Source organism: Aestuariimicrobium soli (assembly GCF_051192575.1).
Lineage (GTDB): Bacteria > Actinomycetota > Actinomycetes > Propionibacteriales > Propionibacteriaceae > Aestuariimicrobium > Aestuariimicrobium soli.
Genome location: NZ_JBPJSQ010000010.1, coordinates 62,099 through 87,297 on the forward strand (window position 1 = coordinate 62,099; position 25,199 = coordinate 87,297).

The window sequence follows — 25,199 nt, forward strand, 5'->3', positions numbered from 1 at the left end:
CCATGCAGGCTTGGACCCGTCCGAACGTTCCCCGTGTCACCGTCGCCACCCCCGACGCCCCCTCCCGGCTGACGGTGCACGACACCGCGCGGGACGCCGCCGTCCAGGTCGGCCCGGTGCCCGACGAGCACGGCGGTGGTCTCGCCCGCCTGTACGTGTGCGGCATCACGCCCTACGACGCCACCCACCTCGGCCACGCCAACACCTACCTGTCGTTCGACCTGGTCAACCGCGCGTGGCGCGATCTCGGCCTCGAGGTCAACTACACCCAGAACGTCACCGACGTGGACGAGCCCCTGCTCGAGCGCGCTGACGAGACCGGCGTGCACTGGGAGGAACTGGCCATTGATCAGACCAACCTGTTCCGCACCGACATGGAGGCCCTGCGGGTGATCCCGCCCGACCACTACATCGGTGCCGTCGAGTGCGTCCCGTGCGTGCTGGCGCTGCTGGGCACGCTGTCGGGGTCGGGTGCCATCTATCAGGTGGACGACCCCGAGTTCCCCGACTGGTACTTCGACGTGTCCCGCGCCCCCGGGTTCGGTGGCGTCGGCCACCTCGACCACGACGCCGCGCTGGCGAAGTTCACCGAGATGGGTGGCGATCCCGAGAGGGAGGGCAAGCGCAACCCGCTCGACTGTCTGGTCTGGCGACAGCGCCGCGAGGGCGAACCGCACTGGCCGTCGGAGGCGTTCGGCGAGGGCCGCCCAGGCTGGCACATCGAGTGCACGGCCATCGCGCTGCGCTACCTCGGCCCGCACTTCGACGTGCAGGGCGGTGGCTCCGACCTCGCCTTCCCGCACCACGAGATGTGTGCCGCGCAGGCGGTCGTGGCCTCGGGGGAGCCCCTGGCCGACGCCTTCGTCCACTCGGGCATGGTGGCGCTCGACGGCGAGAAGATGTCGAAGTCGAAGGGCAACCTCGAGCTGGTCTCGCGGCTGCGCGAGGCAGGAGCCGAGCCCATGGCCATCCGGCTGGCCCTGCTCAACCATCACTATCGCGAGAACTGGGAGTGGACGCCCGACCAGTTGACGGCCGCCGAGGCTCGCCTCGCGACCTGGCGGAAGGCGGCCTCGGCGTCGTCCGTCGCCCCCGTGGCACCGCTGATCTCGGCCCTGCGCACCGCGGTGCGCAGCGATCTGGACGCCCCGGCCGCCCTCGCAGCGGTGGATGCGTGGGCCGAGCAGACGCTGGCCGGCGCTGCCGACGGCGAGTCGCCCGAGCAGGTGGTCGTCGCCCTCGACGCCCTGCTGGGCATCACCCTCTGAACCGTCGCCGTCCCACGGCGGGAACAAGAGTGGCCGCTGCGTCGTTGGACCTGCCAGAATCATCTGGTCGCCGACAGGCGACGCAGCTTGTGTTCCGGGGTCGGTGAAAGTCCGAGCCGGCGGTGACAGTCCGCGACCCGAGGCTGGTGGGGTGACCCACCACCGAGGTTGAACTGGTGGAATTCCAGTACCGACGGTGAAAGTCCGGATGGGAGGAACACGAGGTCCGACCGGCATGCCCGCATGCCCGGTGGGATCTTTTCGCCCCGGTGCATCGCTGCAACCGTGCGAAAGGAACCACTCATGTTCGACCTCCTCACCCGGTTGCTGGATGCCCAACTCAATGTCGGTCTCGGCAAGCCCATGTTGTGGCGCGAGATCATCGGCAACGTCTTCGGGTTGGCTTCTGCCGTGCTGGGCATGCGACGCAAGGTCGCGGCCTGGCCGATCGGCATCATCGGCAACATCATCTTGTTCACCGTCTTCCTCGGCGGTGTCTTCCACACTCCCCAGAACCTCGACCTGTGGGGTCAGGCCGGCCGCCAGGTCTTCTTCCTGATCACCTCGGTTTACGGCTGGGTGGTGTGGGCCGCCTACCGTCGTCACCACGCGGACGAGGGCGTGGGCGTGCAGCCGCGCTGGGCCGGACGCGCCGGTCGTCTGCAGTTGCTGGTCGCGGCCGTGGTGCTGTTCGTGGCCGGCTACTTCGTGCTGAAGGCGCTCGGCTCGTGGGGGCCTGCGGCCGACGCCTGGATCCTGACCGGCTCCATCCTCGCCACCTACGGCATGGCCCGCGGGTGGACCGAGTTCTGGCTGATCTGGATCGCCGTCGACATCGTGGGCGTGCCGCTGCTGTGGAAGGCGCAGTACTACCCGAGCGCCCTGATGTACGTGATCTACGGCGCCTTCGTGGTGTGGGGGTTCATCACCTGGCTGCGGGTGCAACGCCGCGAGGGTTCCGTGGAGCGGGCGGGTGCGGCGACCGCCACCCCCTGACGCTCCCGGGCGTCTCGCTGATGCCACCGGGGTGGGGCGGTTCGTCCCACCCCGGTAGGCTCAGGCCACGTGAGCAAGACCTTCGATGAGCTCTTCGCCGAGCTGAGCCACACCGCCGCCACCCGCCCCGAGGGATCGGGGACCCTCGCCCGACTCGATGCCGGCGTGCATGCCATCGGCAAGAAGGTAGTGGAAGAGGCCGCCGAGGTCTGGATGGCCGCCGAGTACCAGTCCAAGGACGAGGCCGCCGAAGAGATCAGCCAACTGCTCTACCACCTGCAGGTGATGATGCTGGCCCTCGACCTCTCGACCGACGACGTCTACAAGTACCTCTGAGGATCGCTCATGCCCGACCAGACCACGCCCTCGTCCCTGCTCAAGATCGCGGTGCCGAACAAGGGGTCGCTGTCCGACTCCGCCGTGCAGATGCTGCGGGAAGCGGGCTACCGCACCCGCAACGACACCAAGGAGCTGGTGCTGCTCGACGAGCGCAACGGTGTCGAGTTCTACTACCTGCGCCCCCGCGACATCGCCGTGTACGTGGGCGAGGGCACGCTTGACCTGGGCATCACCGGTCGCGACATGCTGCTCGACTCGCGCGCCACGGCCACCGAGATGATGGGGCTCGGCTTCGGACGCTCCCGATTCCGGTTCGCCGCCCCCGGAGGTGCGACCTGGACGGTGGCCGATCTCGACGGCACCCGCATCGCCACCTCCTACCCGGGCCTGGTCGAGACCTACCTCGCCGAGCGCGGTGTCAGCGCCCGCCTGATCAAGCTCGACGGGGCGGTGGAATCGTCCATTCGGTTGGGGGTCGCCGACGCGATCGCCGACGTCGTCGAGACCGGGACGACCCTGCGCAAGGCCGGGCTGGAACTGTTCGGGGAGCCGATCTGCATCTCGGAGGGCATCCTCATCGAGCGCGACGGACTCGAGCACACCCCCCAGATCGACCAGTTCCTGCGTCGGTTGTCGGGGGTGCTGGTCGCGCGCGACTACGTGCTGGTCGACTACGACGTCTCCGACGAGTTCCTCGAGGCTGCCTGCGCCCTCACCCCGGGTCTCGAAGGCCCGACGGTGTCGTCGCTGGCCAAGCCGGGCTGGAATGCCGTGCGCTCGCTGGTTCCGCAGGCCGAGGCCCAGCGGCTGATGGACGAGCTGTGGAACACCGGCGCTCGCGCCATCCTGATCACCGAGCTGTCGGCGTGCCGGCTGTGAGCCTGGCGGCGGGGGAGCGGCGCGTCTTCCGCTCCAAGCCCGTGCTGCGCACCGCCGTCAGCCTGTCGGTGCTGCTGCTGGCGGCGGCAGGCTTCGGCTGGTTCATGATGGACGCGCGCGTGCGGGCCCAGTTCACCTGGCCGCAACTGGCGACCCTGATCTTCTTCGTGGTGTTCATGGTGGCCCTGATGCTGGCCATCGGCCTGTCGAAGGCCGTCGCGACCGCCGAGGGTCTGGTCGTCCGCAACGTGCTCGCCACCCACCGGTACGCGTGGGACGAGGTCGCCAGCGTCGGCATCGGTGAGGGCGACGCCTGGGCCTACCTGACGCTGTCCCCCTCGGACCAGCACCCCGATGGTGAGACCGCGATGTTGCTCGCCATCCAGCGGGCCGAGGGTGCCGACGTCGCTCAGGCGAGGGTCAGGGAACTGCGCGAGTTGGCCGCCGCCCACCGGGTCGGCTGACGGTCACGGCGTCCACGGATCACTCGATGCCGCGCTTCTTCAGCAGCGCCTCGATCTCGGCCATCTCGTCGTCCACCGGTGCGGACGCGACGCGTCCCCCGCGTGCGGCCGGAGCGCCCGGCGCCACCGACTGACCCGCGGCCCCACGCGTGACGGCCGGCGCCTGCCCGGCCGGCACGGCACCTCCGCGACGGGACGCCCTCACCTGCTTGGCCTGCTGGCGGGTGCGCGGGCTGAGGCGCCCCGCGACCACGTACACCAGGGCGGCGACGCCGATGATCGACAACCCGATGATCATCGCCAGGGTCAGGGTGGCGTGCTGGAAGTACTGACCGACCGCCTGGGCGCCGATCACCACGGGACGCATCGCGCCGGTGATCAGCAGGCCGATCGGCACGAGGCCGAGGGCGGCCCAGCGCAACACCGGACGAGGCCCGTGCCCCCGCAGGTGCGAGTAGAGCGCCCCGCCCGCGCAGATCAGCGAGAGCACGACGGTGGCGACCACGGTCCACGTGAAGATGTCCATGCGCCCAGCCTGACACACGCACCCTCGCGCGGGCGCGCGCGTGGCGGGCGGGCCGGGGCCGATGGGGGGACGGGCGGGGGATTCCCCCCAGCGGGAGCCCGGTGCGTAGGCTCGGGGTGTGCGACAGCTCTCCCAGCCCAACGCCGCGTGGCTCGACGACGACGGACGACCCGACCCCCTCGTCCGCGCACGGCTCGCCGAGGCCGACGGGCAGACCGGCTACCTGCGCGCCGTCGCGGCCCTGGGCGGTGCCCGCCTGCTGCTGCCGGTCGTCTCCACCGGCGACGAGTCGTCCCTGCCGGGTGGCCCGACCGGCCCCGACCCCGATCGCCAGGCCGAGATGGGGGCGGTCACGCTCGTCCATCCCGAGGGGGGACGAGCACTGATCGCGTTCTCGGGGCTCGACTCCCTGGAGGTCTGGGCCGCCGCCGCCGGGCAGGGCAACGGGCGCGCGCGTCCGGTGCCCTGCACCCTGGACGATCTGGCCGCCACCGTCGCCGAAGCCGGCGCCGAGGTGCTGGTGGTCGACCCCGCCGGCCCGCACCCGCTGACGGTGCTGGACGACCTGGTGGCCGAACTCGCGAGCGGCCGCCGGCTGGTGGAGCTCTCCGACGGCGGTTTCGGGTGGGCCCAGGTCGAGACCACCCACAGGGAGTGGCGCGGGCCCGATTCGGTCAATCCCGCACCGTGAGGTAACATGGTTCCTCGGTGATCGGTCCTCGTGACGGATCCGCACAAGTGGGGGCCTGACCTCCCACCCGATTCGAGCCCAGGTTCGACGGGTCGGTACCCAGCGGCGCTGAGCTGGGACGAACGTTCGCGTTCGTCGTCCTCGGCACCTCTGATGCCTCAGGCCTTCGCATGCGCGGAGGCCTTTTCGTCGTCCAGTCACGCCGTACCGATCGCCAGTCACCACAACTTTGGAGGACACATCAGCACCGAACCCCGCATCAATGAGCGGATCCGCGTTCCGGAGGTCCGCTTGGTCGGCCCTGCCGGCGAACAGGTGGGCATCGTCCGCATGGAGCAGGCGCTCCAGCTGGCGCGCGAGCACGATCTCGACGTCGTCGAGGTCGCGCCCCAGGCACGCCCGCCGGTCGTCAAGCTCATGGACTACGGCAAGTTCAAGTACGAGGCCGCCCAGAAGGCACGTGAGTCGCGTCGCAACCAGACGAACACGGTCATCAAGGAGATGAAGCTTCGTCCCAAGATCGACCAGCACGACTACGACACCAAGAAGGGCCACGTCGTCCGCTTCCTCAAGGCTGGCGACAAGGTCAAGATCACCATCATGTTCCGCGGTCGCGAGCAGTCGCGCCCGGAGCTCGGCGTCAACCTGCTGCAGCGGCTGGCCGACGACGTGGCCGAGTTCGGTTTCGTCGAGTCGGCGCCCAAGCTCGACGGCCGCAACATGCTGATGGTGCTCGGCCCGACCCGCAAGAAGACCGAAGCCCGCGCCGACGTGCAGGCCGAGCGTGATCGCCGCATGGCCTCGCGTCAGGCCGACCAGGAGGCCGAGCGGGCCCACGAGGCCGAGGTGCGCGCCGCGCACCAGGCCACGGCCACCCCGAAGAAGAAGCGGGGCCCGGCCGACAACTTGGACGCCGACATCGACGTCTGAGACACCCGATCCTCTGGCGGGCTCACCCGCCAGGACCCGGATCCGGTTCGTCCGGATCCGCCCACCACACGACAGGAGAGCGGCGACATGCCCAAGAACAAGACGCACTCGGGAACCAAGAAGCGCTTCAAGGTGACCGGATCCGGAAAGATCATGCGCCTGCAGGCCGGCCGCAAGTCCGGCGCTGCGTTCGCCTCGGCCCCCACCACTGGCAGCCGCAACAAGCACCGCCAGAAGAGCGGCATGGTCGAGGTCTCGGCCGCCGACACCAAGACCATCAAGAAGCTGCTGGGTCGCTGACCCTCCCGAACCACCACCAAGGAGAAACACCATGGCACGCATCAAGCGTTCTGTGAATGCGCAGAAGAAGCGTCGCGAGGTTCTGGAGCTCGCATCCGGCTACCGCGGTCAGCGTTCGCGCCTCTACCGCAAGGCCAAGGAGCAGCTGCTGCACTCGGCCACCTACGCCTACCGCGATCGCCGCGCCAAGAAGGGCGACTTCCGTTCGCTGTGGATCCAGCGCATCAACGCTGCCTGCCGCGCCGAGGGCATGACCTACAACCGTTTCATCAACGGTCTGAAGAACGGCGGCATCGAGGTCGATCGCAAGATCCTGGCCGAGCTCGCCGTCAACGACGTCACCGCCTTCAACGCGCTGGTGCAGGTCGCCAAGGACAACCAGCCGGCCGCCGCCTGAGCCGGTTCGTCCTTTCGTGACTGACGAATCCCAGACCGAGCCGACCGCAGGCTTCCCCCTCATCTCGAAGGGGCAGCTGCGGTCGGCTCGTCAGCTTCTGCAGCGGCGTGGCCGCGACGAGACGGGCCGCTTCCTGGTCGAGGGCATCCAGGCCGTGCGCGAGGCGCTGCGCCACCCCGAGCTGGTCGAGGCCGTCCTGGTCGAGGACCCCTCCCGGCATGCCGAACTGCTGTCGCAGGCGAACCCCGACCTGTGCTGGCGGGCCACCTCGTCCGACACCGCCCAGCTGGCCGACACCGTCACCAGCCAGGGCATCTTCGCCATCTGCCGCCAACTCGAGGCCGACTGGGCCGACGCCCCCGAGCCCCGGCTGGTCGTGATCTGCTCGCAGGTGCGTGACCCCGGCAATGCCGGCACCGTCATCCGTTGCGCCGACGCCTTCGGGGCCGACCTGGTGGTGCTCACCAAGGGGTCGGTCGAACTGCACAACCCGAAGACGGTTCGGGCGTCGGTCGGCTCGATCTTCCACCTGCCCGTCGTCACGGGGGTGACTCTCGAGGAAGCCGTCACCCACCTGCGCGGACGAGGCCTGCGCGTGCTGGCGGCCGATGGGGGAGGCTCGTCCCTCGACGAACTGGAACATTCCGGTGGCCTGTCCGGCCCGACGGCCTGGATCATGGGCAACGAGGCCTGGGGTCTGCCGGCCGAGGACCGTGCGCTCGCCGACGAGGTCGTGGGCGTGCCGATGTGGGGGCAGGCGGAGTCGCTCAACCTGTCGACGGCCGCGGCGGTCTGCCTGTACGCCACGGCCAGCGCCCAGCGGGCACGCTGACCCGGCCTCGGCGGGGTGAAACCGGCTCGGGTCGACGGCGGTCGGACTGCTAGAGTCACCACCATGTGTGGACAGCGATTTCAGTGCCCCCGGCCGGTTGGCCGCGGGGAGCGCGACGCGTCCTGACCCGCGGTGACCGGTCGGGGGAGAACCGACCCACCTCCTCCCCCTGCCGAAAGGATGGCGCCCCATGAGCGGGCCGAACACCAACTACGACCCTGTGCAGGTCACCCCCCTGAAGGCCGACCAGATCGACGAGATGGTGGCCCAGGCCCTCGCCGCGATCGCCGCGGCCACCACCACCGATGAACTGAAGGCAGCGCGCCTGGCCCACGCCGGCGACAAGTCGCCGCTGGCGCTGGCCAACCGTGAGATCGGGGCACTGCCACCCCAGGCCCGCAAGGACGCGGGCCAGCGCATGGGCCGCGCCCGCGGCCAGGTCAACCAGGCCGTCACCGCTCGTCAGTACGACCTCGCCGAGGCCGAGCTCGCGGCGCGGCTGGTGGCCGAGCGCGTCGACATGACGGTGCCCGTGGAGCAGCACCCCGAGGGCGCCATCCACCCGTTGACGGCGATGATGGATCTGATGAGCGACGTCTTCCTCAACCTGGGCTGGGAGGTAGCCGAGGGCCCTGAGCTCGAGGCGGAGTGGCTCAACTTCGACGCCCTCAACACCGGCCCCGACCACCCGGCCCGTGGGCTCACCGACACGATCTTCGTCGAGCCGCTGGCCGATCACGTGCTGATGCGCACCCAGACCTCGCCGGTGCAGGCCCGCACGCTGCTGTCGCGCGACCTGCCGATTCACATCGTCTGCCCGGGCAAGGTCTACCGCGCCGACGAGTACGACGCGACCCACCTGCCGGTCTTCCACCAGCTGGAGGGCCTCGTGGTCGACAAGGGCATCTCGATGGCCCACCTGAAGGGCACCCTCGACCACCTGGCGCGCTCGTTGTTCGGTGACATCGAGACCCGGCTTCGTCCGCACTACTTCCCGTTCACCGAGCCGAGCGCCGAGATCGATCTCGAGTGCTTCGTCTGCCACGGTGACTCGGTCGGCAACCCCGATCGTCCCTGCCGCACGTGCCGCTCCGAGGGCTGGATCGAGTGGGGTGGCTGCGGGGTGGTCAACCCCCGCGTGCTGATCGCCGCCGGTGTCGACCCCGACGTCTACTCGGGCATCGCCTTCGGCATGGGCATCGACCGCACCGTCATGTTCCGCAACAACGCCTCCGACCTGCGCGACTTCGTCGAGGGCGACATCCGTTTCAGCCGCTCACTGCTGGGAGGAGCACGATGAAGGCCCCCGTTTCCTGGTTGCGTGAACTCGTCGAGCTGCCGGCCGACGTCACCACCGCGGCGATCGCCGAGCGCTGGACAGCCGCCGGTCTCAACGTCGAACGCGTCGAGGTCACCGGTGGCGAGGTCAGCGGACCGGTCGTCATCGGCCGGGTGCTGGCCTTCGTCGAGGAGCAGCAGAAGAACGGCAAGACCATTCGGTGGTGCCGCGTCGACGTCGGCCCCGAGCACAACGAGCCGGCAGGGGTCGACCCGACCCTCGGCGAGGTGGCCCCGGGCCGGGGCATCGTCTGCGGCGCCCCGAACTTCGCCGTGGGCGACCACGTCGTGGTCGCACTGCCGGGTTCGGTGCTGCCGGGTGGCTTCGCCATCGCGGCCCGCAAGACCTACGGACACGTCTCCGACGGCATGATCTGCGCCGAGGACGAGCTGGGCCTGGGCACCGACCACGCCGGCATCATCGTGCTCGCCGACGAGATCGACGGACGACCGCTGATGCTCGGCGAGGATGCCCTCGACGTGCTGGGCGCCCGCGACGAGGTGATCGACGCCGACATCACGCCCGACACCGGCCACTGCCTCTCCATGCGCGGCCTGGCGCGGGAGACCGCGCAGGCGTTCCAGGTGCCGTTCGTCGACCCCTATGCCGCGCCGGTGCCGGCGGAGGTCTCGTCGGGTCACCCCGTGCGGGTCGACGACCAGGCGGCCTGCAGCCTGTTCACCGCCACCACCATCACCGGCATCGACCCGAATCGGCCGTCGCCGACGTGGATGGTGCGCCGGCTCGAGGCCTCGGGCATGCGCGCGATCTCGCTGGTGGTCGACATCACCAACTACGTGATGCTCGAGTCGGGGCAGCCGCTGCACGCCTACGACGCGGCCAAGCTGCAGGGCCCGATCGTGGTGCGCCGCGCGGGTGAGGGCGAGAAGCTGGTCACCCTGGATGACGTCACCCGCGACCTGCGCGCCGGCGACGACCTGCTGATCTGTGACGACTCCGGGCCGATCGGTCTGGCCGGCGTGATGGGCGGTGCCTCGACCGAGGTCACCGACACCACCACCACGGTCGTGCTCGAGGCGGCCACGTTCGACGCCGTCACCGTCGCCCGGGCCTTCCGTGCGCACAAGCTGCCCAGCGAGGCCAGCAAGCGGTTCGAGCGGGGCGTCGACTCGGCCCTCGCCTGGGCCGCCGCCCAGCGGGCCGCCCATCTGATGGCCGAGCTCGGCGGCGGCAGCGTGTCGTCCGAGGCGACCGTGGTCGGTGGCCCGCGGCAGATGCCCGCGCAACGTCTGCCGATCGACCTGCCCGCGACCGTTCTCGGCGCCGACCTCGCCCATGACGAGGTGATCGACGTGCTACGCGCCAGTGGGTGTGAGGTCGAGGTGGTCGGGGCCGAACTCCGCCTCGTGCCCCCGACCTGGCGAGGCGACCTGGTCGACCGGTACGACTACGTCGAGGAGGTCGGGCGCAAGGTCGGCTTCGACCGCATCGGCTCGATCCTGCCGATCAGCACGTCGGGTCGCGGTCTGACCCCCCGGCAGCGCGGCCGACGCACGGTCGGCCGGGCGGCCGCCGACGCCGGTTTCGTCGAGTTGATCACGCTGCCCTTCGTCTCGGACGACGAGCTGGCGCGGCTGGGGCTGCCCGAGGGTGACCCCCGGTTGGCGGCGGTTCGACTTCACAACCCCTTGTCGGACGCGCAACCGTACCTGCGCACCACCCTGCTGGGCGGCCTGCTGACCGCCGTCACCCGCAACACCTCGCGTGGGCAGGACGACCTTGCCCTGTTCGAGGTGGGCAGCGTCTTCCAGCGGTTGGACGAGCCGGTGGCCGCCCCGATGCCCGACGTCGCCGCTCGGCCGAGTGACGACGAGATCGCTGCGCTGGATGCCGCCCTTCCGCACCAACCGCGCCTGCTGGCGGCCGTGGTGACGGGGCAGTGGCGGGCGGCCGGCTGGCGTGGCGCCGCGGTGCCCGCCGACTGGACCCACGTCGTTGCCCTGGCGGATGCTGTGGCGGCGTCGGTGGGGCTGCGCCTCGAGCGCCGCAACGCCGAGCACGAACCCTGGCACCCGGGGCGCTGCGCCGAACTGCTGGTCGACGGCAGGGTGATCGGTCACGCCGGTGAGCTGCACCCGACCGTGCTGAAGGCTTGGGGAGCACCCGAGCGCACGGCCGCGGTCGAATTCGACCTCGACGCGCTGCTCGCGGCCGCACCGGCCAGTGGGGAGATCGCCCCGCTGCGCACGGCCATGGTGGCCAAGGAGGATGTTGCGCTGATCGTCGACGAGTCGGTGCCTGCCGGCGAGGCGCAGGCCGCCCTCGTCGAGGGTGCGGGCGACCTGCTCGACGCGGTGCACCTGTTCGACGTGTACCGCTCGGAGCAGGTGGGGTCGGGCAAGAAGTCGCTGGCGTTCGCGCTGCGGCTGCGCGGGGAGCAGACGCTCACCGATGCCGACGCCGCCGCTGCCCGCGATCGGGCGGTGGCCGTGGCGGTGGAGCGCTTCGGAGCCGTGCACCGGGCCTGACGGGTTGCCTGGGGCCTCTCGGGTTGTCCGGGGCCTCTCGGTTTGTCCGGGGCCATCTCGGAGGACGGACGTTGTGGAATAAGTATGCCGAGCACGGCATACTTATTCCATGAGCTTCACTGTTGCCGTCGCCGGCTGCACCGGGTACGCCGGGGGAGAGCTGCTGCGCCTGCTGCTCGGCCACCCCGAGATCGAGATCGGGGCGTTGACGGCCCATTCGTCCGCGGGCACCCAGCTGGGTCTTCACCACCCGCACCTGGCCCCGCTGGCCGATCGTGAGGTGCTCGACACCACCGCGGAGAATCTTGCCGGGCACGACGTCGTCTTCCTGGCCCTGCCGCACGGCGCCTCGGGAGCCGTCGCGGCCCAGCTCGGTGACGCCGCGGTCGTGATCGACGCCGGCGCCGACTTCCGGCTGGTCAACCCCGACGACTGGGCTCGCTGGTACGGCAGTGACCACGCGGGCACCTGGCCCTACGGGCTGCCCGAGCTCCCCGGTCAGCGCGAGCAACTGGCTGGCGCCACCCGGATCGCGGTGCCCGGGTGCTATCCGACCACCGCGACCCTGGCGCTGCTGCCGGCCGTCACCGGTCGGCTGATCACCGGCGCCGACGTCACGGTGGCCGCGGCCTCGGGGTCGTCCGGTGCGGGCAAGGCCGCCAAGGCCCACCTGCTGGGCGCCGAACTGTTCGGTTCGGCGTCGGCCTACGGGGTCGGGGGACTCCACCGGCACACTCCCGAGATCCTGCAGAACCTGCGCCGCTTGGGCGCCCCCGACCCGAGCGTCAGCTTCACCCCGCTGCTGGTGCCGATGTCGCGGGGCATCCTCGCGGTCTGCACGGCCCCGCTCAGCCCGGGCAGCGACGGCGTGCCCAGCGCCGACCAGGTGCGGCAGATCTATCTCGACGCCTATGCCGACGAACCCTTCGTCCGGGTGCTCCCCGAGGGGCAGTGGCCGCAGAGCCAGCACGTGATCGGCTCGAACGCGGTGCAGGTGCAGGTGACCGTCGACGAGTCCGTCAACCGGCTGGTGGCCGTCGCGACCCTCGACAACCTGACCAAGGGCACCGCCGGCGGAGCCATCCAGTCCATGAATCTCGCGCTCGGGCTGCCCGAGGGCACCGGCCTGTCGGCGATCGGAGTCGCACCGTGACCAGCACCTCGTCCTCATCGGCTCCCCGGGTCACCGTGGCGCAGGCCACCGTTTCTCGGGGCGGCGCCGGGGTCACCCACCCGCGCGGGTTCTCGGCCGCTGGCGTCACCGCCGGGCTGAAGCCGTCGGGCCGCCCCGATCTGGCCCTGGTGGTCAACCACGGGCCGGCCACGGCGGCCGCGGCCGTCTTCACCACCAACCGGGTCGTCGCCGCGCCCGTGGTCTGGTCGCGCGAGGCCGTCGCCGATGGGCGCCTCGATGCGGTGGTGCTCAACTCCGGCGGGGCCAATGCCTGCACCGGGGCGGGCGGGTACGCCGACTCCCGCGCGACGGCCGAACACGTGGCCACAGCGCTCGGGCTCGAGGCCACCCATGTCGGGGTGTGCTCGACCGGCCTGATCGGGGTGCGGCTGCCGATGGATCGCCTGCTGGCCGGCGTCGACGAGGCGGTCACCCGACTCTCGTCCGATCAGGGGCCGCAGGCCGCGACGGCCATCATGACCACGGACACGGTCTCGAAGACCGCCGAGTTCACCCACCCCGACGGCTGGTCGATCGGCGTGATGGGCAAGGGTGCGGGCATGTTGGCGCCGGCGCTGGCCACCATGCTCGTCGTGGTCACCACCGATGCCGACCTGAGCCCCCAGGTGCTGGACGAGAGCCTGCGGGCCGCCACCGGGGTCACCCTCGACCGGCTCGATTCCGACGGCTGCATGAGCACCAATGACACCGTGCTGCTGCTCGCCTCCGGAGCCTCGGGCATCACCGTCGAACCCTCGGTGTTCACCGAGGCGCTGACGGCCGTGCTGGCCGACCTCGGGCAGCAACTGCTGGGCGACGCCGAGGGGGCCCACCACGACATCAGCATCGTGGTGCGGGGCGCGGCCTCGGAGCGCGATGCCGTGGTCGTCGGCCGCTCGATCGCGCGCAACAACCTGTTCAAGTGCGCCATCTACGGTGGCGATCCCAACTGGGGGCGCGCTCTGGCGGCCATCGGCACCACCGATGCCGTCTTCGACCCCGAGGCACTCGACGTCAGCTTCAACCAGGTGATGGTGTGCCGGGCCGGCGCCGTCGGTGACGATCGCGACCTCGTCGACCTCGGCCCGCGCCAGGTCACGGTCGAGGTCGACCTGCACGCCGGCGACCACGAGGCCACCATCTGGACGAACGACCTCACCCACGACTACGTCACCGAGAACTCGGAGTACTCCACATGAGCCGCCTGCGCGCAGACGACACCCAAGCCCTGCAGGACAAGGCCGCCACCCTGATCGAGGCGCTGCCCTGGCTGAGTGAGTACGCCGGCAAGATCGTGGTGATCAAGTACGGCGGCAACGCCATGATCAACGATGACCTGAAGAAGGCCTTCGCCGAAGACATCGTTTTCCTGCGCCGCTGCGGCGTGCTGCCGGTGGTGGTGCACGGCGGCGGCCCGCAGATCTCGTCGATGCTCAAGCGACTCGACATCTCCTCGGAGTTCCGGGGCGGCTTCCGGGTCACCACGCCCGAGGCGATGGAGGTCGTCCGCATGGTGCTGGTGGGGCAGGTCGGGCGGGAGCTCGTCGGTCTCATCAACGCCCACGGGCCGTTCGCCATCGGCATGTCGGGGGAGGACGGTGGCCTGTTCACGGCGGTGCGTCGCGGGGTCGAGATCGACGGTGAGGACGTCGACCTCGGCCTGGTGGGCGACGTCGAGTCGGTACGGGCCGACGGCGTGCTCGATCTGGTGCACAAGGGGCGCATTCCGGTGGTCGCGTCGGTGGCACCCAATGCCGAGGGCGAGGTGCACAACCTCAATGCGGACACCGCCGCCGCCGCGCTCGCGGTCGCGCTGGGTGCCGAGCGACTGGTGATGATGACCGACGTCGCCGGCCTGTACGCCGACTGGCCGGCCTCGACCGACGTGATCACCCAGATCTCGGCCGACGAGCTGCGCGCCCTGATGCCCTCGCTCGAATCGGGCATGGTGCCCAAGATGGAGGCCTGCCTGCGGGCCGTCACCGCGGGCGTGCCGCGCGCCACCATCATCGACGGGCGCATTCAGCACTGCCTGCTGCTCGAGATCTTCACCAACGACGGCATCGGCACCCTTGTGTTCGACAGCAGTGTTATCGACGACAGTGTTATCGACGACAGCCAGCAGCAGGAGACCTCATGAGCCAGCCCACCGCAGCCGACCTGACCCAGACCCCCGAGGCGGGCACCCCGGCGCTGGCCCAGCGATACGGGCAGGTGATGATGAACGCCTTCGGCGGGCCCAAGCGGGTCTTCGTCCGGGGTGAGGGGTGTCACGTCTGGGACGACGCCGGCACCAAGTACCTCGACCTGCTCTCCGGGCTGGCCGTGACCGCGCTGGGGCACGCCCACCCGGCGGTGCTGTCGGCGATCACCTCGCAGTTGTCGACCCTGGGGCACGTCTCGAACTTCTTCGCCACGCCGGCTCAGGTGACCCTGGCCGAGAAGCTGACCCACCTGGTCGCTCCCGGTGCCGAGCCGGGATCGGCCCGGGTGTTCTTCACCAACTCGGGCACCGAGGCCAACGAGGCGGCCTTCAAGCTCACCCGGTTGACGGGCCGCACCCGCATCGTGGCCATGGAGGGCAGCTTCCACGGTCGGACGATGGGTGCCCTCGCGATCACTGCGAACGAGAAGTATCGCGCCCCCTTCCAGCCGCTGCCCGGTGAGGTCACCTTCGTGCCGTACGGCGACTCCGAGGCCCTGGCCGCCGCCGTCGACGAGCAGACCGCCGCCGTGGTGATCGAGCCCATCCAGGGCGAGAACGGGGTCGTGGTGCCACCCGCCGACTACCTGGCGAAGGCCCGCGAGCTCTGCGACGCCACCGGTGCGCTGCTGTGGTTCGACGAGGTGCAGACCGGCATGGGTCGCACCGGCCGGTGGCTGGCCTCCGAGGGGGTCACCGCCGACCTGGTCACGCTGGCCAAGGGGCTCGGCAACGGTTTCCCGGTGGGCGCCTGCGTGGGCATCGGACGAGCCGCGACCCTGCTGCAACCCGGTCAGCACGGCACCACCTTCGGCGGCAACCCGGTGGCGGCCATTGCCGGTCTGGCGGTGATCGGCGTGATCGAGCGCGACGGACTGCTGGCCAACGCCGTCGAGCGCGGTGAGCAATTGGCCGCCGAGGTGACCGCGCTCGACGACCCGCTCGTGGTCGAGGTCAGGGGAGCCGGCCTGTTGCGGGGCATCGTGCTGTCCGCCGAGGTCGCCGCACCCGTCGTCGACCGGCTGCTCGAGGCCGGTTTCATCGTCAACGCCCCTCGTCCGAACGTGATTCGGGTGGCGCCGCCCTTGATCATCACCGAGGCGCAGATCGCGTCGTTCGTCCGCGCCCTGGCCGAGGCGCTGCGAGGAGTGCGGTCGTGACGGTCGGGGGGCCCGGTGCCGACCGGGGGCCCTCGCGCACGGCCCGGCAGGGTCTGGTGGCCTCGATCCTGCGGTCGCACGAGGTGGCGAGCCAGACCGAACTGACCGACCTGTTGGCGGCCGAGGGGGTCGCCGTGACCCAGGGAACCGTCTCGAAGGACCTGCTCGAGCTCGGCGCCGTCCGCACCCGATCGGCGTCGGGTTCGGTCGTCTACACACTGCCCGACGAAGCCACCGGCGATCGCGATGCCGCCCACCAGAAGCTGGCCCGGGTGTGCACCGAACTGCTGATCTCGGCCGACGCCTCGGCGAACCTGGCGGTGGCCCACACGCCCCCCGGCGCGGCCCAGTACTTCGCGTCGGCGCTCGACCGGGCAAACTGGGACGACGTGCTCGGCACCATCGCCGGGGACGACACCATCATGATCATCAGCCGCGCGGCCGACGGTGGGTCCGTGGTCGCGGAACGACTGCTCGCGCTGGCGGGCACGGCACGCACCCCCAGGAGAGTGGACGCATGAGCGAGGGCAACGAGTCGGGCGCGCATCAGCAGGGACGACTCTGGGGCGGGCGCTTCGCCGGTGGACCGGCCGACGCCATGTTCGCGCTGTCGGTCTCGACCCAGTTCGACTGGCGGCTTGCCCGGCACGACCTGGCGGGCTCGCGGGCCCACGCGGGGGCCCTCGCCGCCGCCGGACTGTTGACCGACGACGAGCGCGCCCGCATGCTGGCCGGCCTCGACGAGCTCGAGGCGGCCGTGGTGTCGGGTGCCTTCGTCGCGGCCCCCACCGACGAAGACGTGCACGGTGCCCTCGAACGCGGACTGCGCGACATCGTCGGCACCGAGCTGGGCGGACGACTGCGCGCCGGCCGCAGCCGCAATGACCAGATCGCGACGCTGATCAGGCGCTGGCTGCGTGAGCAAGTGCGCTCGCTCAGCCTCGACGTCGCCGCCGTGGTCGACGCCCTGCACCACCAGGCGACAGCGAACCTCGGCGCCGTGATGCCCGGACGCACGCATCTGCAGTCGGCCCAGCCGGTGCTGCTCAGCCACCACCTGCTGGCCCACGCTTGGCCGCTGGTGCGTGACCTGCAGCGCCTGCGCGACCTCGACGGACGACTGGCGGTGAGCCCCTACGGCTCGGGCGCGCTGGCGGGCACGTCGCTGGGGCTCGATCCCGAGCGGGTTGCGCACGAATTGGGCTTCGACTCCTCGGTGCCCAACTCGATCGACGGCACGGCGGCCCGAGACCTGGTCTCGGAGGCGGCCTTCGTGCTGGCGCAGATCGGCGTCGACCTGTCGCGCCTCAGTGAGGATGTGATCTTGTGGTGCACCCACGAGTTCGGGTTCGCCACCCTGCACGATGCCTGGTCGACCGGCTCGAGCATCATGCCGCAGAAAAAGAACCCCGATGTCGCCGAACTGGCCCGTGGCAAGGCCGGACGACTTGTCGGCCACCTCGCCGGCCTGCTCACGACCTTCAAGGGGCTGCCGCTGGCCTACAACCGTGACCTGCAGGAGGACAAGGAGCCGATCTTCGACGCCGTCGATCAGCTGCACGTGCTGCTGCCGGCCGTGGCAGGCATGGTGGGCACCCTCACCTTCCACCACGACCGCATGGCCGAGGTGGCACCGCGGGGATTCTCGCTGGCCACCGACATGGCCGATTGGCTGGTGCGCCGGCGGGTGCCTTTCGCCGAGGCCCATGAGATCACCGGACGAGCCGTTCAGTACTGCGAGTCCCAGGGTCTTGAGCTCGAGCAGCTCTCCGACGAGCAGTTGGCCGAGATCTCGCCGGCGCTCACGGGGGAGGTGCGCTCGGTGCTCACCATCGAGGGGTCGACGGCATCCCGCGACGGTCGCGGCGGCACGGCTCCGGCGCGGGTGCGCGAGCAGTTGGACGAGCTCTCAGTGGCCCTGGGGCAGGCGCGAGCCTTCGCGGCCAGCTGAGGCCTCCCTCGGGCGGGCGGTTGGCAGGTGCCCGGCGAAACGTGAGCGACGGGTTCGTCCGCGCTCGGTAGGCTGACCCGCGTGAATGCGGTCTTCGATGAACTGTCCTGGCGCGGTCTGGTCGCGCACTCCACCGATGCCGAGGCTCTGGCCCAGCACCTGGACGAGGGACCCGTCACCTTCTACGTCGGCTTCGACCCCACGGCGCCCAGCATCCACATGGGCAACCTGGTGCAGCTGATCGTCGCGCGCCACCTGCAGGCCGCCGGCCACAAGCCGCTGCTGCTGGTGGGTGGCTCGACGGGGCTGATCGGTGACCCGAAGGAGGCCGGTGAGCGGACGATGAACCCGGTCGAGCAGGTGCACGCCTGGGTGGAGAAGATCCGTGCCCAGGTCAGCCGCTTCGTCAGCTTCGAGGGTGACAACGCCGCAGAGGTCGTCAACAACTACGACTGGACGGCCGAGCTCTCGGCCCTCGACTTCCTGCGCGACGTGGGCAAGCACTTCCCGGTCAACCGCATGCTGGCCCGTGACGTGGTTTCGCGGCGACTGGAGTCGGGCATCAGCTACACCGAGTTCAGCTACGTCTTGCTGCAGAGCCTCGACTACCGCGAGCTGTTCCGCTCCAAGGGGGCGACGCTGCAGACCGGCGGCTCCGACCAGTGGGGCAACATCACCGCTGGCGTCGAACTGATCCGGCGCTCGGAGGGCGCGCGGGTGCACGCCCTGGCAACCCCGCTGCTCACCAAGGCGGACGGAAGCAAGTTCGGTAAGACGGAGTCGGGCACGGTGTGGCTCGATCCGGAGATGACGTCGGCCTATGCCTTCCACCAGTTCTTCCTCAACTCCGAGGACGAGAAGGTCATCGACTACCTCAAGGTGTTCTCCCCCCGGGGTCGCGACGAGATCGCCGAGCTCGAGCGGGCGACGGCCGAGGAGCCGTGGAAGCGCGCTGCGCAGAAGGCGCTCGCCGACGACGTCACTGACCTGGTGCACTCCGTCGCCGAACGCGAGGCGGCCGTGGCAGCCGCGTTGGCCCTCTTCGGCCGTGGCGACCTGAGGGACCTGCCGGCCGCGACCGTGCGCGCCGTGGCCCGCGAGCTGGGGGGAGTGGAGCTGCCCAGTGGCGACCTGCCCACCGTCGTGGACGCGTTGGTGCTGGCGGGAGTCGTCGACTCCAAGTCCGCCGGTCGCCGGGCCGTGGAGGAGGGCGGTGCCTACCTGAACAACGAGAAAGTCACCGACCCCGACCAGGTGCTGACCCCAGCCGACCTGCTCGCGGGCGAGGCCGTGCTGCTGCGTCGTGGGAAGAAGACCCTCGGTGCGCTGCTGGCGCCGGCCGCACGCTGAGCGGCCGACAGGCCGCTGACGAGCGGGGATGTCATGTCGGCAAGCTCACACGGGCCCGGTTTGCGTTGACCGTGACCTGCGCGTAATGTTTACCAAGCCTTGAAGGCGACACGGACGGCGGAACTCCTCGGGAGACGGAGCCGGACGAGCCCAGGGCCCACATCACTCCAACACCCTCCTGAGGGCACGAGTGTGCGTACAACGAGTACCCACTCAGACCGCAGGGTTGGAACCGATGATGGCGAGAAGCCGATTTGACTCGGATCTCACACACAACTAAAGTTTGTCAGGTTGCCCCACAAGGCAGCATGACCTTCGAACCGAATTGAAGCCCCTTGTCGGAGCGGAAATGAAGGACGAAGAGCCAGGCCGGCGGATTTGACTGCAAAGGTGAGGCGGACTAAAGTTTCACGAGTTGCCCCAAGCGGATGGTCGAAAGGCCGGATGCGCGGGACGCGCCCGAATCTTGAGAACTCAACAGCGTGCTTTTTTAAAGTCAGTGAAGTAATGACAATTTTTGTCTCGTGCCTGGCTGGATGGTCTGCCTTTTGTGGGTGGGTTGTTTGGTTGGGTGGAGATTCCTTTGATGAATGATGATTGATCCAGTTTTTGGATTCTTTGTCAGGATTTGAACTCTTGATCACCCTTTTTGGGGGTGGTTGATATTTTTCAACGGAGAGTTTGATCCTGGCTCAGGACGAACGCTGGCGGCGTGCTTAACACATGCAAGTCGAGCGGTAAGGCCCTTCGGGGTACACGAGCGGCGAACGGGTGAGTAACACGTGAGTAACCTGCCCTGAACTTTGGGATAACAGTTGGAAACAGCTGCTAATACCGGATATGAGCCCCTGTCGCATGGTGGGGGTTGGAAAGCTCCGGCGGTTTGGGATGGACTCGCGGCCTATCAGCTTGTTGGTGAGGTAGTGGCTCACCAAGGCTTCGACGGGTAGCCGGCCTGAGAGGGCGACCGGCCACACTGGGACTGAGATACGGCCCAGACTCCTACGGGAGGCAGCAGTGGGGAATATTGCACAATGGACGGAAGTCTGATGCAGCAACGCCGCGTGCGGGATGACGGCCTTCGGGTTGTAAACCGCTTTCACCTATGACGAAGCGCAAGTGACGGTAGTAGGAGAAGAAGCACCGGCCAACTACGTGCCAGCAGCCGCGGTGATACGTAGGGTGCGAGCGTTGTCCGGAATTATTGGGCGTAAAGAGCTTGTAGGCGGTTTGTTGCGTCGGAAGTGAAAACTCAGGGCTCAACCCTGAGCGTGCTTTCGATACGGGCAGACTTGAGGGATGCAGGGGAGAATGGAATTCCTGGTGGAGCGGTGGAATGCGCAGATATCAGGAGGAACACCGGTGGCGAAGGCGGTTCTCTGGGCATTTCCTGACGCTGAGAAGCGAAAGCGTGGGGAGCAAACAGGCTTAGATACCCTGGTAGTCCACGCCGTAAACGGTGGGTACTAGGTGTGGGGGACTTCCACGTTCTCCGTGCCGCAGCTAACGCATTAAGTACCCCGCCTGGGGAGTACGGCCGCAAGGCTAAAACTCAAAGGAATTGACGGGGCCCCGCACAAGCGGCGGAGCATGTTCATTAATTCGATGCAACGCGAAGAACCTTACCTGGGTTTGACATATACCGGAAACATCTGGAGACAGGTGCCCCTTTTTGGTCGGTATACAGGTGGTGCATGGCTGTCGTCAGCTCGTGTCGTGAGATGTTGGGTTAAGTCCCGCAACGAGCGCAACCCTCGTCCATTGTTGCCAGCGGGTAATGCCGGGGACTCAATGGAGACCGCCGGGGCCAACTCGGAGGAAGGTGGGGATGAGGTCAAGTCATCATGCCCCTTATGTCCAGGGCTTGAAACATGCTACAATGGCAGGTACAAAGGGCTGCGATACCGCAAGGTTGAGCGAATCCCAAAAAGCCTGTCTCAGTTCGGATTGGGGTCTGCAACTCGACCCCATGAAGTCGGAGTCGCTAGTAATCGCAGATCAGCAACGCTGCGGTGAATACGTTCCCGGGGCTTGTACACACCGCCCGTCAAGTCATGAAAGTCGGCAACACCCGAAGCCGGTGGCCCAACCCTTGTGGGGGGAGCCGTCGAAGGTGGGGCTGGTAATTAGGACTAAGTCGTAACAAGGTAGCCGTACCGGAAGGTGCGGCTGGATCACCTCCTTTCTAAGGAGCCTTTTGGCTGATGCTGCCCTGGTGGTGGTGTTGGTCCATTTGTTGGTGCTGGGGCGAGTGTCCCTGGGCTGGCAAGGCTGTTTGGTGGATCACTGGCAAGTCTGCTGCTCATGGTGGCGCCGGCAAGTACAGCTTCTGCACGGTTGTGTGGGGGAGTGGAACGTGGGTGTTGGTGTGGGTGGCGGGTGTGGAGCACGCTGTTGGGTTTTGAGGGGTCGGTCGCTGTTGCGGCGTGATTTCCTTGCGGACCGGTGGGTCTGCTGCCCTTGGTGGGTGGTGGGTTTCCGGGCTCGCCCGTATTTTGAGAACTGCACAGTGGACGCGAGCATCTTTGTAGATATATTTTTTGACAAGCTACTAAGTGCGATCGGTGGATGCCTAGGCACCAAGAGCCGATGAAGGACGTTGTAACCTGCGATAAGCCCTGGGGAGCTGGTAAACGAGCTTTGATCCTGGGATTTCCGAATAGGGAAACCTTGAAATACCGGAGTCATGTCCGGCAACCTCTGCCTGAATATATAGGGCAGTTGGAGGGAACGTGGGGAAGTGAAACATCTCAGTACCCACAGGAAAAGAAAACAACCGTGATTCCGTGAGTAGTGGCGAGCGAAAGCGGAAGAGGCCAAACCGTATGTGTGTGATAGCTGACAGGCGTTGCATGTGCGGGGTTGTGGGAGCATTTGGTCGGGGCTGTTGACCCGGCGGCGAGTAAGAAATGAATGGTGAAGTTGAACTACCTGGGAAGGTAGAGCGTAGAGGGTAAGACTCCTGTAGACGTAAGCTGTTCACTCGTGAGTGTTATCCCAAGTAACGCGGAACTCTTGAAATTCCGCGTGAATCTGGCGGGACCACCCGTTAAGCCTAAATACTCCTTGGTGACCGATAGCGGACAAGTACCGTGAGGGAAAGGTGAAAAGTACCCCGGGAGGGGAGTGAAATAGTACCTGAAACCGATCGCATACAATCCGTCGGAGCCCTGCGGGGTGACGGCGTGCCTTTTGAAGAATGAGCCTGCGAGTTAGTGGTATGTGGCGAGGTTAACCCGTGTGGGGGAGCCGTAGCGAAAGCAAGTCCGAACAGGGCGTTGAGTCGCATGCTCTAGACCCGAAGCGTAGTGATCTATCCATGGCCAGGGTGAAGCGACGGTAAGACGTCGTGGAGGCCCGAACCCACTTGGGTTGAAAACCGAGGGGATGAGCTGTGGATAGGGGTGAAAGGCCAATCAAACTACGTGATAGCTGGTTCTCCCCGAAATGCATATAGGTGCAGCGTTGCGTGTTTCTTGTCGGAGGTAGAGCACTGGATGGTCTAGGGGGCCCAACAGCTTACCGAAATCAACCAAACTCCGAATGCCGGCAAGTGAGAGCGCAGCAGTGAGACTGTGGGGGATAAGCTTCATAGTCGAGAGGGAAACAGCCCAGATCATCAGCTAAGGCCCCTAAGCGATAACTAAGTGGAAAAGGATGTGGAGTTGCGGAGACAACCAGGAGGTTGGCTTGGAAGCAGCCACCCTTGAAAGAGTGCGTAATAGCTCACTGGTCAAGTGATTCTGCGCCGACAATTTAGCGGGGCTCAAGTTATCCGCCGAAGCTATGGCATTCACGCGTGTACTTGGCCTTTGTGGTCCAGGTGTGTGGATGGGTAGGGGAGCGTCGTGTGCGCGGTGAAGCGGCGGGGTGACCCAGTCGTGGAGTGCACACGAGTGAGAATGCAGGCATGAGTAGCGAATGACGGGTGAGAAACCCGTCCGCCGAATATCCAAGGGTTCCAGGGTCAAGCTAATCTGCCCTGGGTGAGTCGGGACCTAAGGCGAGGCCGACAGGCGTAGTCGATGGACAACGGGTTGATATTCCCGTACCGGCGAAGTACGGCCCATGCTGAATCAGGTGATGCTAAGCACGGAAGGTGGTTGAGGTCTTCGGATCGATGCCACTGACTCTGCGATCCGAACTTGTAGTAGGCAAGCTGCGGAGGGACGCAGGAAGGTAGCCCATCCCGGTGACTGGTATGCCGGGACAAGCGTGTAGGGCGAGGGGTAGGTAAATCCGCTCCTCATGTGCCTGAGACGTGACGTCGTGATTGGAATTCGTTTCCAAGAGTGGGTGATCCTATGCTGCCTAGAAAAGCTTCGTGAGCGACGTATGAGCCGCCCGTACCCCAAACCGACACAGGTGGATAGGTAGAGAATACCAAGGCGATCGAGATAATCGTGGTGAAGGAACTCGGCAAAATACCCCCGTAACTTCGGGATAAGGGGGACCGGATGGGTGTAGGGATTGACTCCTGAAGCCTTGAAGGTCGCAGAGACCAGGCCCAAGCGACTGTTTACTAAAAACACAGGTCCGTGCCAAGTCGAAAGACGATGTATACGGACTGACTCCTGCCCGGTGCTGGAAGGTTAACGGGAAGTGTCAGCTTACGCGAAGCACTGAACTTAAGCCCCAGTAAACGGCGGTGGTAACTATAACCATCCTAAGGTAGCGAAATTCCTTGTCGGGTAAGTTCCGACCTGCACGAATGGAGTAACGACTTGGGCGCTGTCTCCACCACGAACTCGGCGAAATTGCATTACGAGTAAAGATGCTCGTTACGCGCAGCAGGACGGAAAGACCCCGGGACCTTTACTACAGTTTGGTATTGGTGTTCGGTGCGACTTGTGTAGGATAGGTGGGAGACTGTGAAGCAGCCACGCCAGTGGTTGGGGAGTCAACGTTGAAATACCACTCTGGTCGCTCTGGATATCTAACTTAGGTCCATTATCTGGATCAGGGACAGTGCCTGATGGGTAGTTTGACTGGGGCGGTCGCCTCCCAAAAGGTAACGGAGGCGCCCAAAGGTTCCCTCAGCCTGGTTGGTAATCAGGTGGCGAGTGTAAGTGCACAAGGGAGCTTGACTGTGAGAGAGACATCTCGAGCAGGGACGAAAGTCGGGACTAGTGATCTGGCGGTGGCTTGTGGAAGCGCCGTCACTCAACGGATAAAAGGTACCCCGGGGATAACAGGCTGATCTTGCCCGAGCGCTCACAGCGACGGCATGGTTTGGCACCTCGATGTCGGCTCGTCGCATCCTGGGGCTGGAGTCGGTCCCAAGGGTTGGGCTGTTCGCCCATTAAAGCGGCACGCGAGCTGGGTTTAGAACGTCGTGAGACAGTTCGGTCCCTATCCGCTGCGCGCGTAGGAATCTTGAGAAGAGCTGTCCTTAGTACGAGAGGACCGGGACGGACTAACCTCTGGTGTGCCAGTTGTTCTGCCAAGAGCACGGCTGGTTGGCTACGTTGGGAAGTGATAACCGCTGAAAGCATCTAAGCGGGAAGCACGCTTCAAGATGAGGGTTCCCACAGATTTAATCTGGTAAGGCCCCCGGCAGACCACCGGGTGATAGGTCGGATGTGGAAGTGCTGCAAGGCATGGAGCTGACCGATACTAATAGGCCGAGGGCTTGTCTCATATCTTCTACAAAGATGCTACGCGTCCACTGTGTGGTTCCCGAGATACGGTCGGGAACCAGTTACAACATGCATATGGTTGTCTGGTGCCTGGAGCATCTCCTTGATGTTTCGGTGGCCATGGCGAAAGGGAAACACCCGGTTCCATTCCGAACCCGGAAGTTAAGCCTTTCAGCGCCGATGGTACTGCAGGGGGGACCCTGTGGGAGAGTAGGACGCCGCCGGACTTACACACCCCCCTGACCTTCGGGTCAGGGGGGTGTACTCATTTC

General features: G+C 67.1%; 20 protein-coding genes, 3 rRNA genes and 1 riboswitch. Of the genes, 22 read left to right on the plus strand and 1 reads right to left on the minus strand.

Going from position 1 to position 25,199, the window contains the following annotated elements; all coding sequences use genetic code 11:
• Positions 1-2: 2 nt before the first annotated feature.
• The 5 genes from mshC to ACSDQ9_RS12050 all read left to right on the plus strand — a co-directional run bounded on the left by mshC (position 3) and on the right by ACSDQ9_RS12050 (position 3,946).
• The gene (gene mshC / locus ACSDQ9_RS12030; protein ID WP_435147342.1) at positions 3-1,268 is read left to right on the plus strand and encodes a cysteine--1-D-myo-inosityl 2-amino-2-deoxy-alpha-D-glucopyranoside ligase; all 1,266 of its coding nucleotides are present in this window, start codon (positions 3-5) and stop codon (positions 1,266-1,268) included.
• An 86-nt stretch (positions 1,269-1,354) separates the two neighbouring features.
• A riboswitch (FMN riboswitch) is annotated at positions 1,355-1,492 on the plus strand.
• A gap of 79 nt (positions 1,493-1,571) precedes the next feature.
• Positions 1,572-2,264, plus strand: coding sequence for a nicotinamide riboside transporter PnuC (pnuC, locus tag ACSDQ9_RS12035; RefSeq protein WP_435147343.1), 693 nt, complete (start codon positions 1,572-1,574; stop codon positions 2,262-2,264).
• 69 nt (positions 2,265-2,333) lie between these two features.
• Positions 2,334-2,600 (plus strand): phosphoribosyl-ATP diphosphatase, encoded by a 267-nt coding sequence (locus ACSDQ9_RS12040; RefSeq protein ID WP_435147345.1) that lies wholly within the window; start codon positions 2,334-2,336, stop codon positions 2,598-2,600.
• Between the two features lie 9 nt (positions 2,601-2,609).
• Positions 2,610-3,482 carry an ATP phosphoribosyltransferase gene (gene hisG, locus ACSDQ9_RS12045; RefSeq protein ID WP_435147347.1) on the plus strand — a complete coding sequence of 291 codons (873 nt, stop codon included), beginning with the start codon at positions 2,610-2,612 and terminating at the stop codon, positions 3,480-3,482.
• Positions 3,470-3,946 carry a PH domain-containing protein gene (locus ACSDQ9_RS12050; RefSeq protein ID WP_435147351.1) on the plus strand — a complete coding sequence of 159 codons (477 nt, stop codon included), beginning with the start codon at positions 3,470-3,472 and terminating at the stop codon, positions 3,944-3,946. The genes hisG and ACSDQ9_RS12050 overlap by 13 nt, the downstream gene beginning before the upstream one ends.
• 19 nt (positions 3,947-3,965) lie before the next feature.
• On the opposite strand, the gene ACSDQ9_RS12055 is transcribed toward ACSDQ9_RS12050, so the two are convergent.
• Entirely contained in the window at positions 3,966-4,472 is a 507-nt protein-coding gene (locus ACSDQ9_RS12055; protein WP_435147353.1) for a hypothetical protein, read from the minus strand.
• 118 nt (positions 4,473-4,590) lie between these two features.
• Between ACSDQ9_RS12055 and ACSDQ9_RS12060 the strand changes: the two genes are divergently transcribed.
• The 17 genes from ACSDQ9_RS12060 (at position 4,591) to rrf (ending at position 25,154) form a co-directional block, all read left to right on the plus strand.
• Positions 4,591-5,163: an SseB family protein gene (locus ACSDQ9_RS12060; protein ID WP_435147355.1), complete on the plus strand. Its 573-nt coding sequence runs from the start codon at positions 4,591-4,593 to the stop codon at positions 5,161-5,163.
• Positions 5,164-5,454: 291 nt separating this feature from the next.
• Positions 5,455-6,093, plus strand: a complete 639-nt coding sequence (gene infC / locus ACSDQ9_RS12065; RefSeq protein WP_435147357.1) for a translation initiation factor IF-3 — start codon at positions 5,455-5,457, stop codon at positions 6,091-6,093.
• Between the two features lie 87 nt (positions 6,094-6,180).
• Positions 6,181-6,393, plus strand: a complete 213-nt coding sequence (locus tag ACSDQ9_RS12070; RefSeq protein WP_435147359.1) for a large ribosomal subunit protein bL35 — start codon at positions 6,181-6,183, stop codon at positions 6,391-6,393.
• A 31-nt stretch (positions 6,394-6,424) separates the two neighbouring features.
• Positions 6,425-6,790: a 50S ribosomal protein L20 gene (gene rplT / locus ACSDQ9_RS12075; protein WP_435147361.1), complete on the plus strand. Its 366-nt coding sequence runs from the start codon at positions 6,425-6,427 to the stop codon at positions 6,788-6,790.
• Between the two features lie 16 nt (positions 6,791-6,806).
• A complete protein-coding gene (locus tag ACSDQ9_RS12080) occupies positions 6,807-7,622 on the plus strand; it encodes a TrmH family RNA methyltransferase (protein WP_435147363.1) in 816 nt (271 codons plus the stop codon).
• A gap of 190 nt (positions 7,623-7,812) precedes the next feature.
• Positions 7,813-8,922 (plus strand): phenylalanine--tRNA ligase subunit alpha, encoded by a 1,110-nt coding sequence (gene pheS, locus ACSDQ9_RS12085; protein ID WP_435147365.1) that lies wholly within the window; start codon positions 7,813-7,815, stop codon positions 8,920-8,922.
• Positions 8,919-11,450 carry a phenylalanine--tRNA ligase subunit beta gene (gene pheT, locus ACSDQ9_RS12090; protein WP_435147367.1) on the plus strand — a complete coding sequence of 844 codons (2,532 nt, stop codon included), beginning with the start codon at positions 8,919-8,921 and terminating at the stop codon, positions 11,448-11,450. Before pheS ends, pheT begins: the two co-directional genes overlap by 4 nt.
• 109 nt (positions 11,451-11,559) lie before the next feature.
• The gene (gene argC / locus ACSDQ9_RS12095) at positions 11,560-12,603 is read left to right on the plus strand and encodes an N-acetyl-gamma-glutamyl-phosphate reductase (protein ID WP_435147369.1); all 1,044 of its coding nucleotides are present in this window, start codon (positions 11,560-11,562) and stop codon (positions 12,601-12,603) included.
• A gap of 35 nt (positions 12,604-12,638) precedes the next feature.
• A complete protein-coding gene (gene argJ, locus ACSDQ9_RS12100; RefSeq protein WP_435147387.1) occupies positions 12,639-13,823 on the plus strand; it encodes a bifunctional glutamate N-acetyltransferase/amino-acid acetyltransferase ArgJ in 1,185 nt (394 codons plus the stop codon).
• A complete protein-coding gene (gene argB / locus ACSDQ9_RS12105) occupies positions 13,820-14,764 on the plus strand; it encodes an acetylglutamate kinase (protein ID WP_435147371.1) in 945 nt (314 codons plus the stop codon). Before argJ ends, argB begins: the two co-directional genes overlap by 4 nt.
• Positions 14,761-15,987 carry an acetylornithine transaminase gene (locus ACSDQ9_RS12110; RefSeq protein WP_435147373.1) on the plus strand — a complete coding sequence of 409 codons (1,227 nt, stop codon included), beginning with the start codon at positions 14,761-14,763 and terminating at the stop codon, positions 15,985-15,987. The genes argB and ACSDQ9_RS12110 overlap by 4 nt, the downstream gene beginning before the upstream one ends.
• Complete coding sequence (argR, locus tag ACSDQ9_RS12115) at positions 15,984-16,508, plus strand: arginine repressor (RefSeq protein WP_435147375.1); 525 nt, start codon at positions 15,984-15,986, stop codon at positions 16,506-16,508. Before ACSDQ9_RS12110 ends, argR begins: the two co-directional genes overlap by 4 nt.
• On the plus strand, positions 16,505-17,938 hold the full coding sequence (gene argH / locus ACSDQ9_RS12120; protein WP_435147376.1) for an argininosuccinate lyase: 1,434 nt from the start codon (positions 16,505-16,507) through the stop codon (positions 17,936-17,938). Before argR ends, argH begins: the two co-directional genes overlap by 4 nt.
• A gap of 81 nt (positions 17,939-18,019) precedes the next feature.
• Entirely contained in the window at positions 18,020-19,288 is a 1,269-nt protein-coding gene (gene tyrS, locus ACSDQ9_RS12125; RefSeq protein ID WP_435147378.1) for a tyrosine--tRNA ligase, read from the plus strand.
• Positions 19,289-19,957: 669 nt separating this feature from the next.
• A 16S ribosomal RNA gene (locus tag ACSDQ9_RS12130) occupies positions 19,958-21,473 on the plus strand.
• Positions 21,474-21,829: 356 nt separating this feature from the next.
• Positions 21,830-24,928, plus strand: a 23S ribosomal RNA gene (locus ACSDQ9_RS12135).
• 109 nt (positions 24,929-25,037) lie between these two features.
• A 5S ribosomal RNA gene (gene rrf, locus ACSDQ9_RS12140) occupies positions 25,038-25,154 on the plus strand.
• The 16S, 23S and 5S rRNA genes sit together here, the layout of an rRNA operon.
• Positions 25,155-25,199 lie beyond the last annotated feature (45 nt).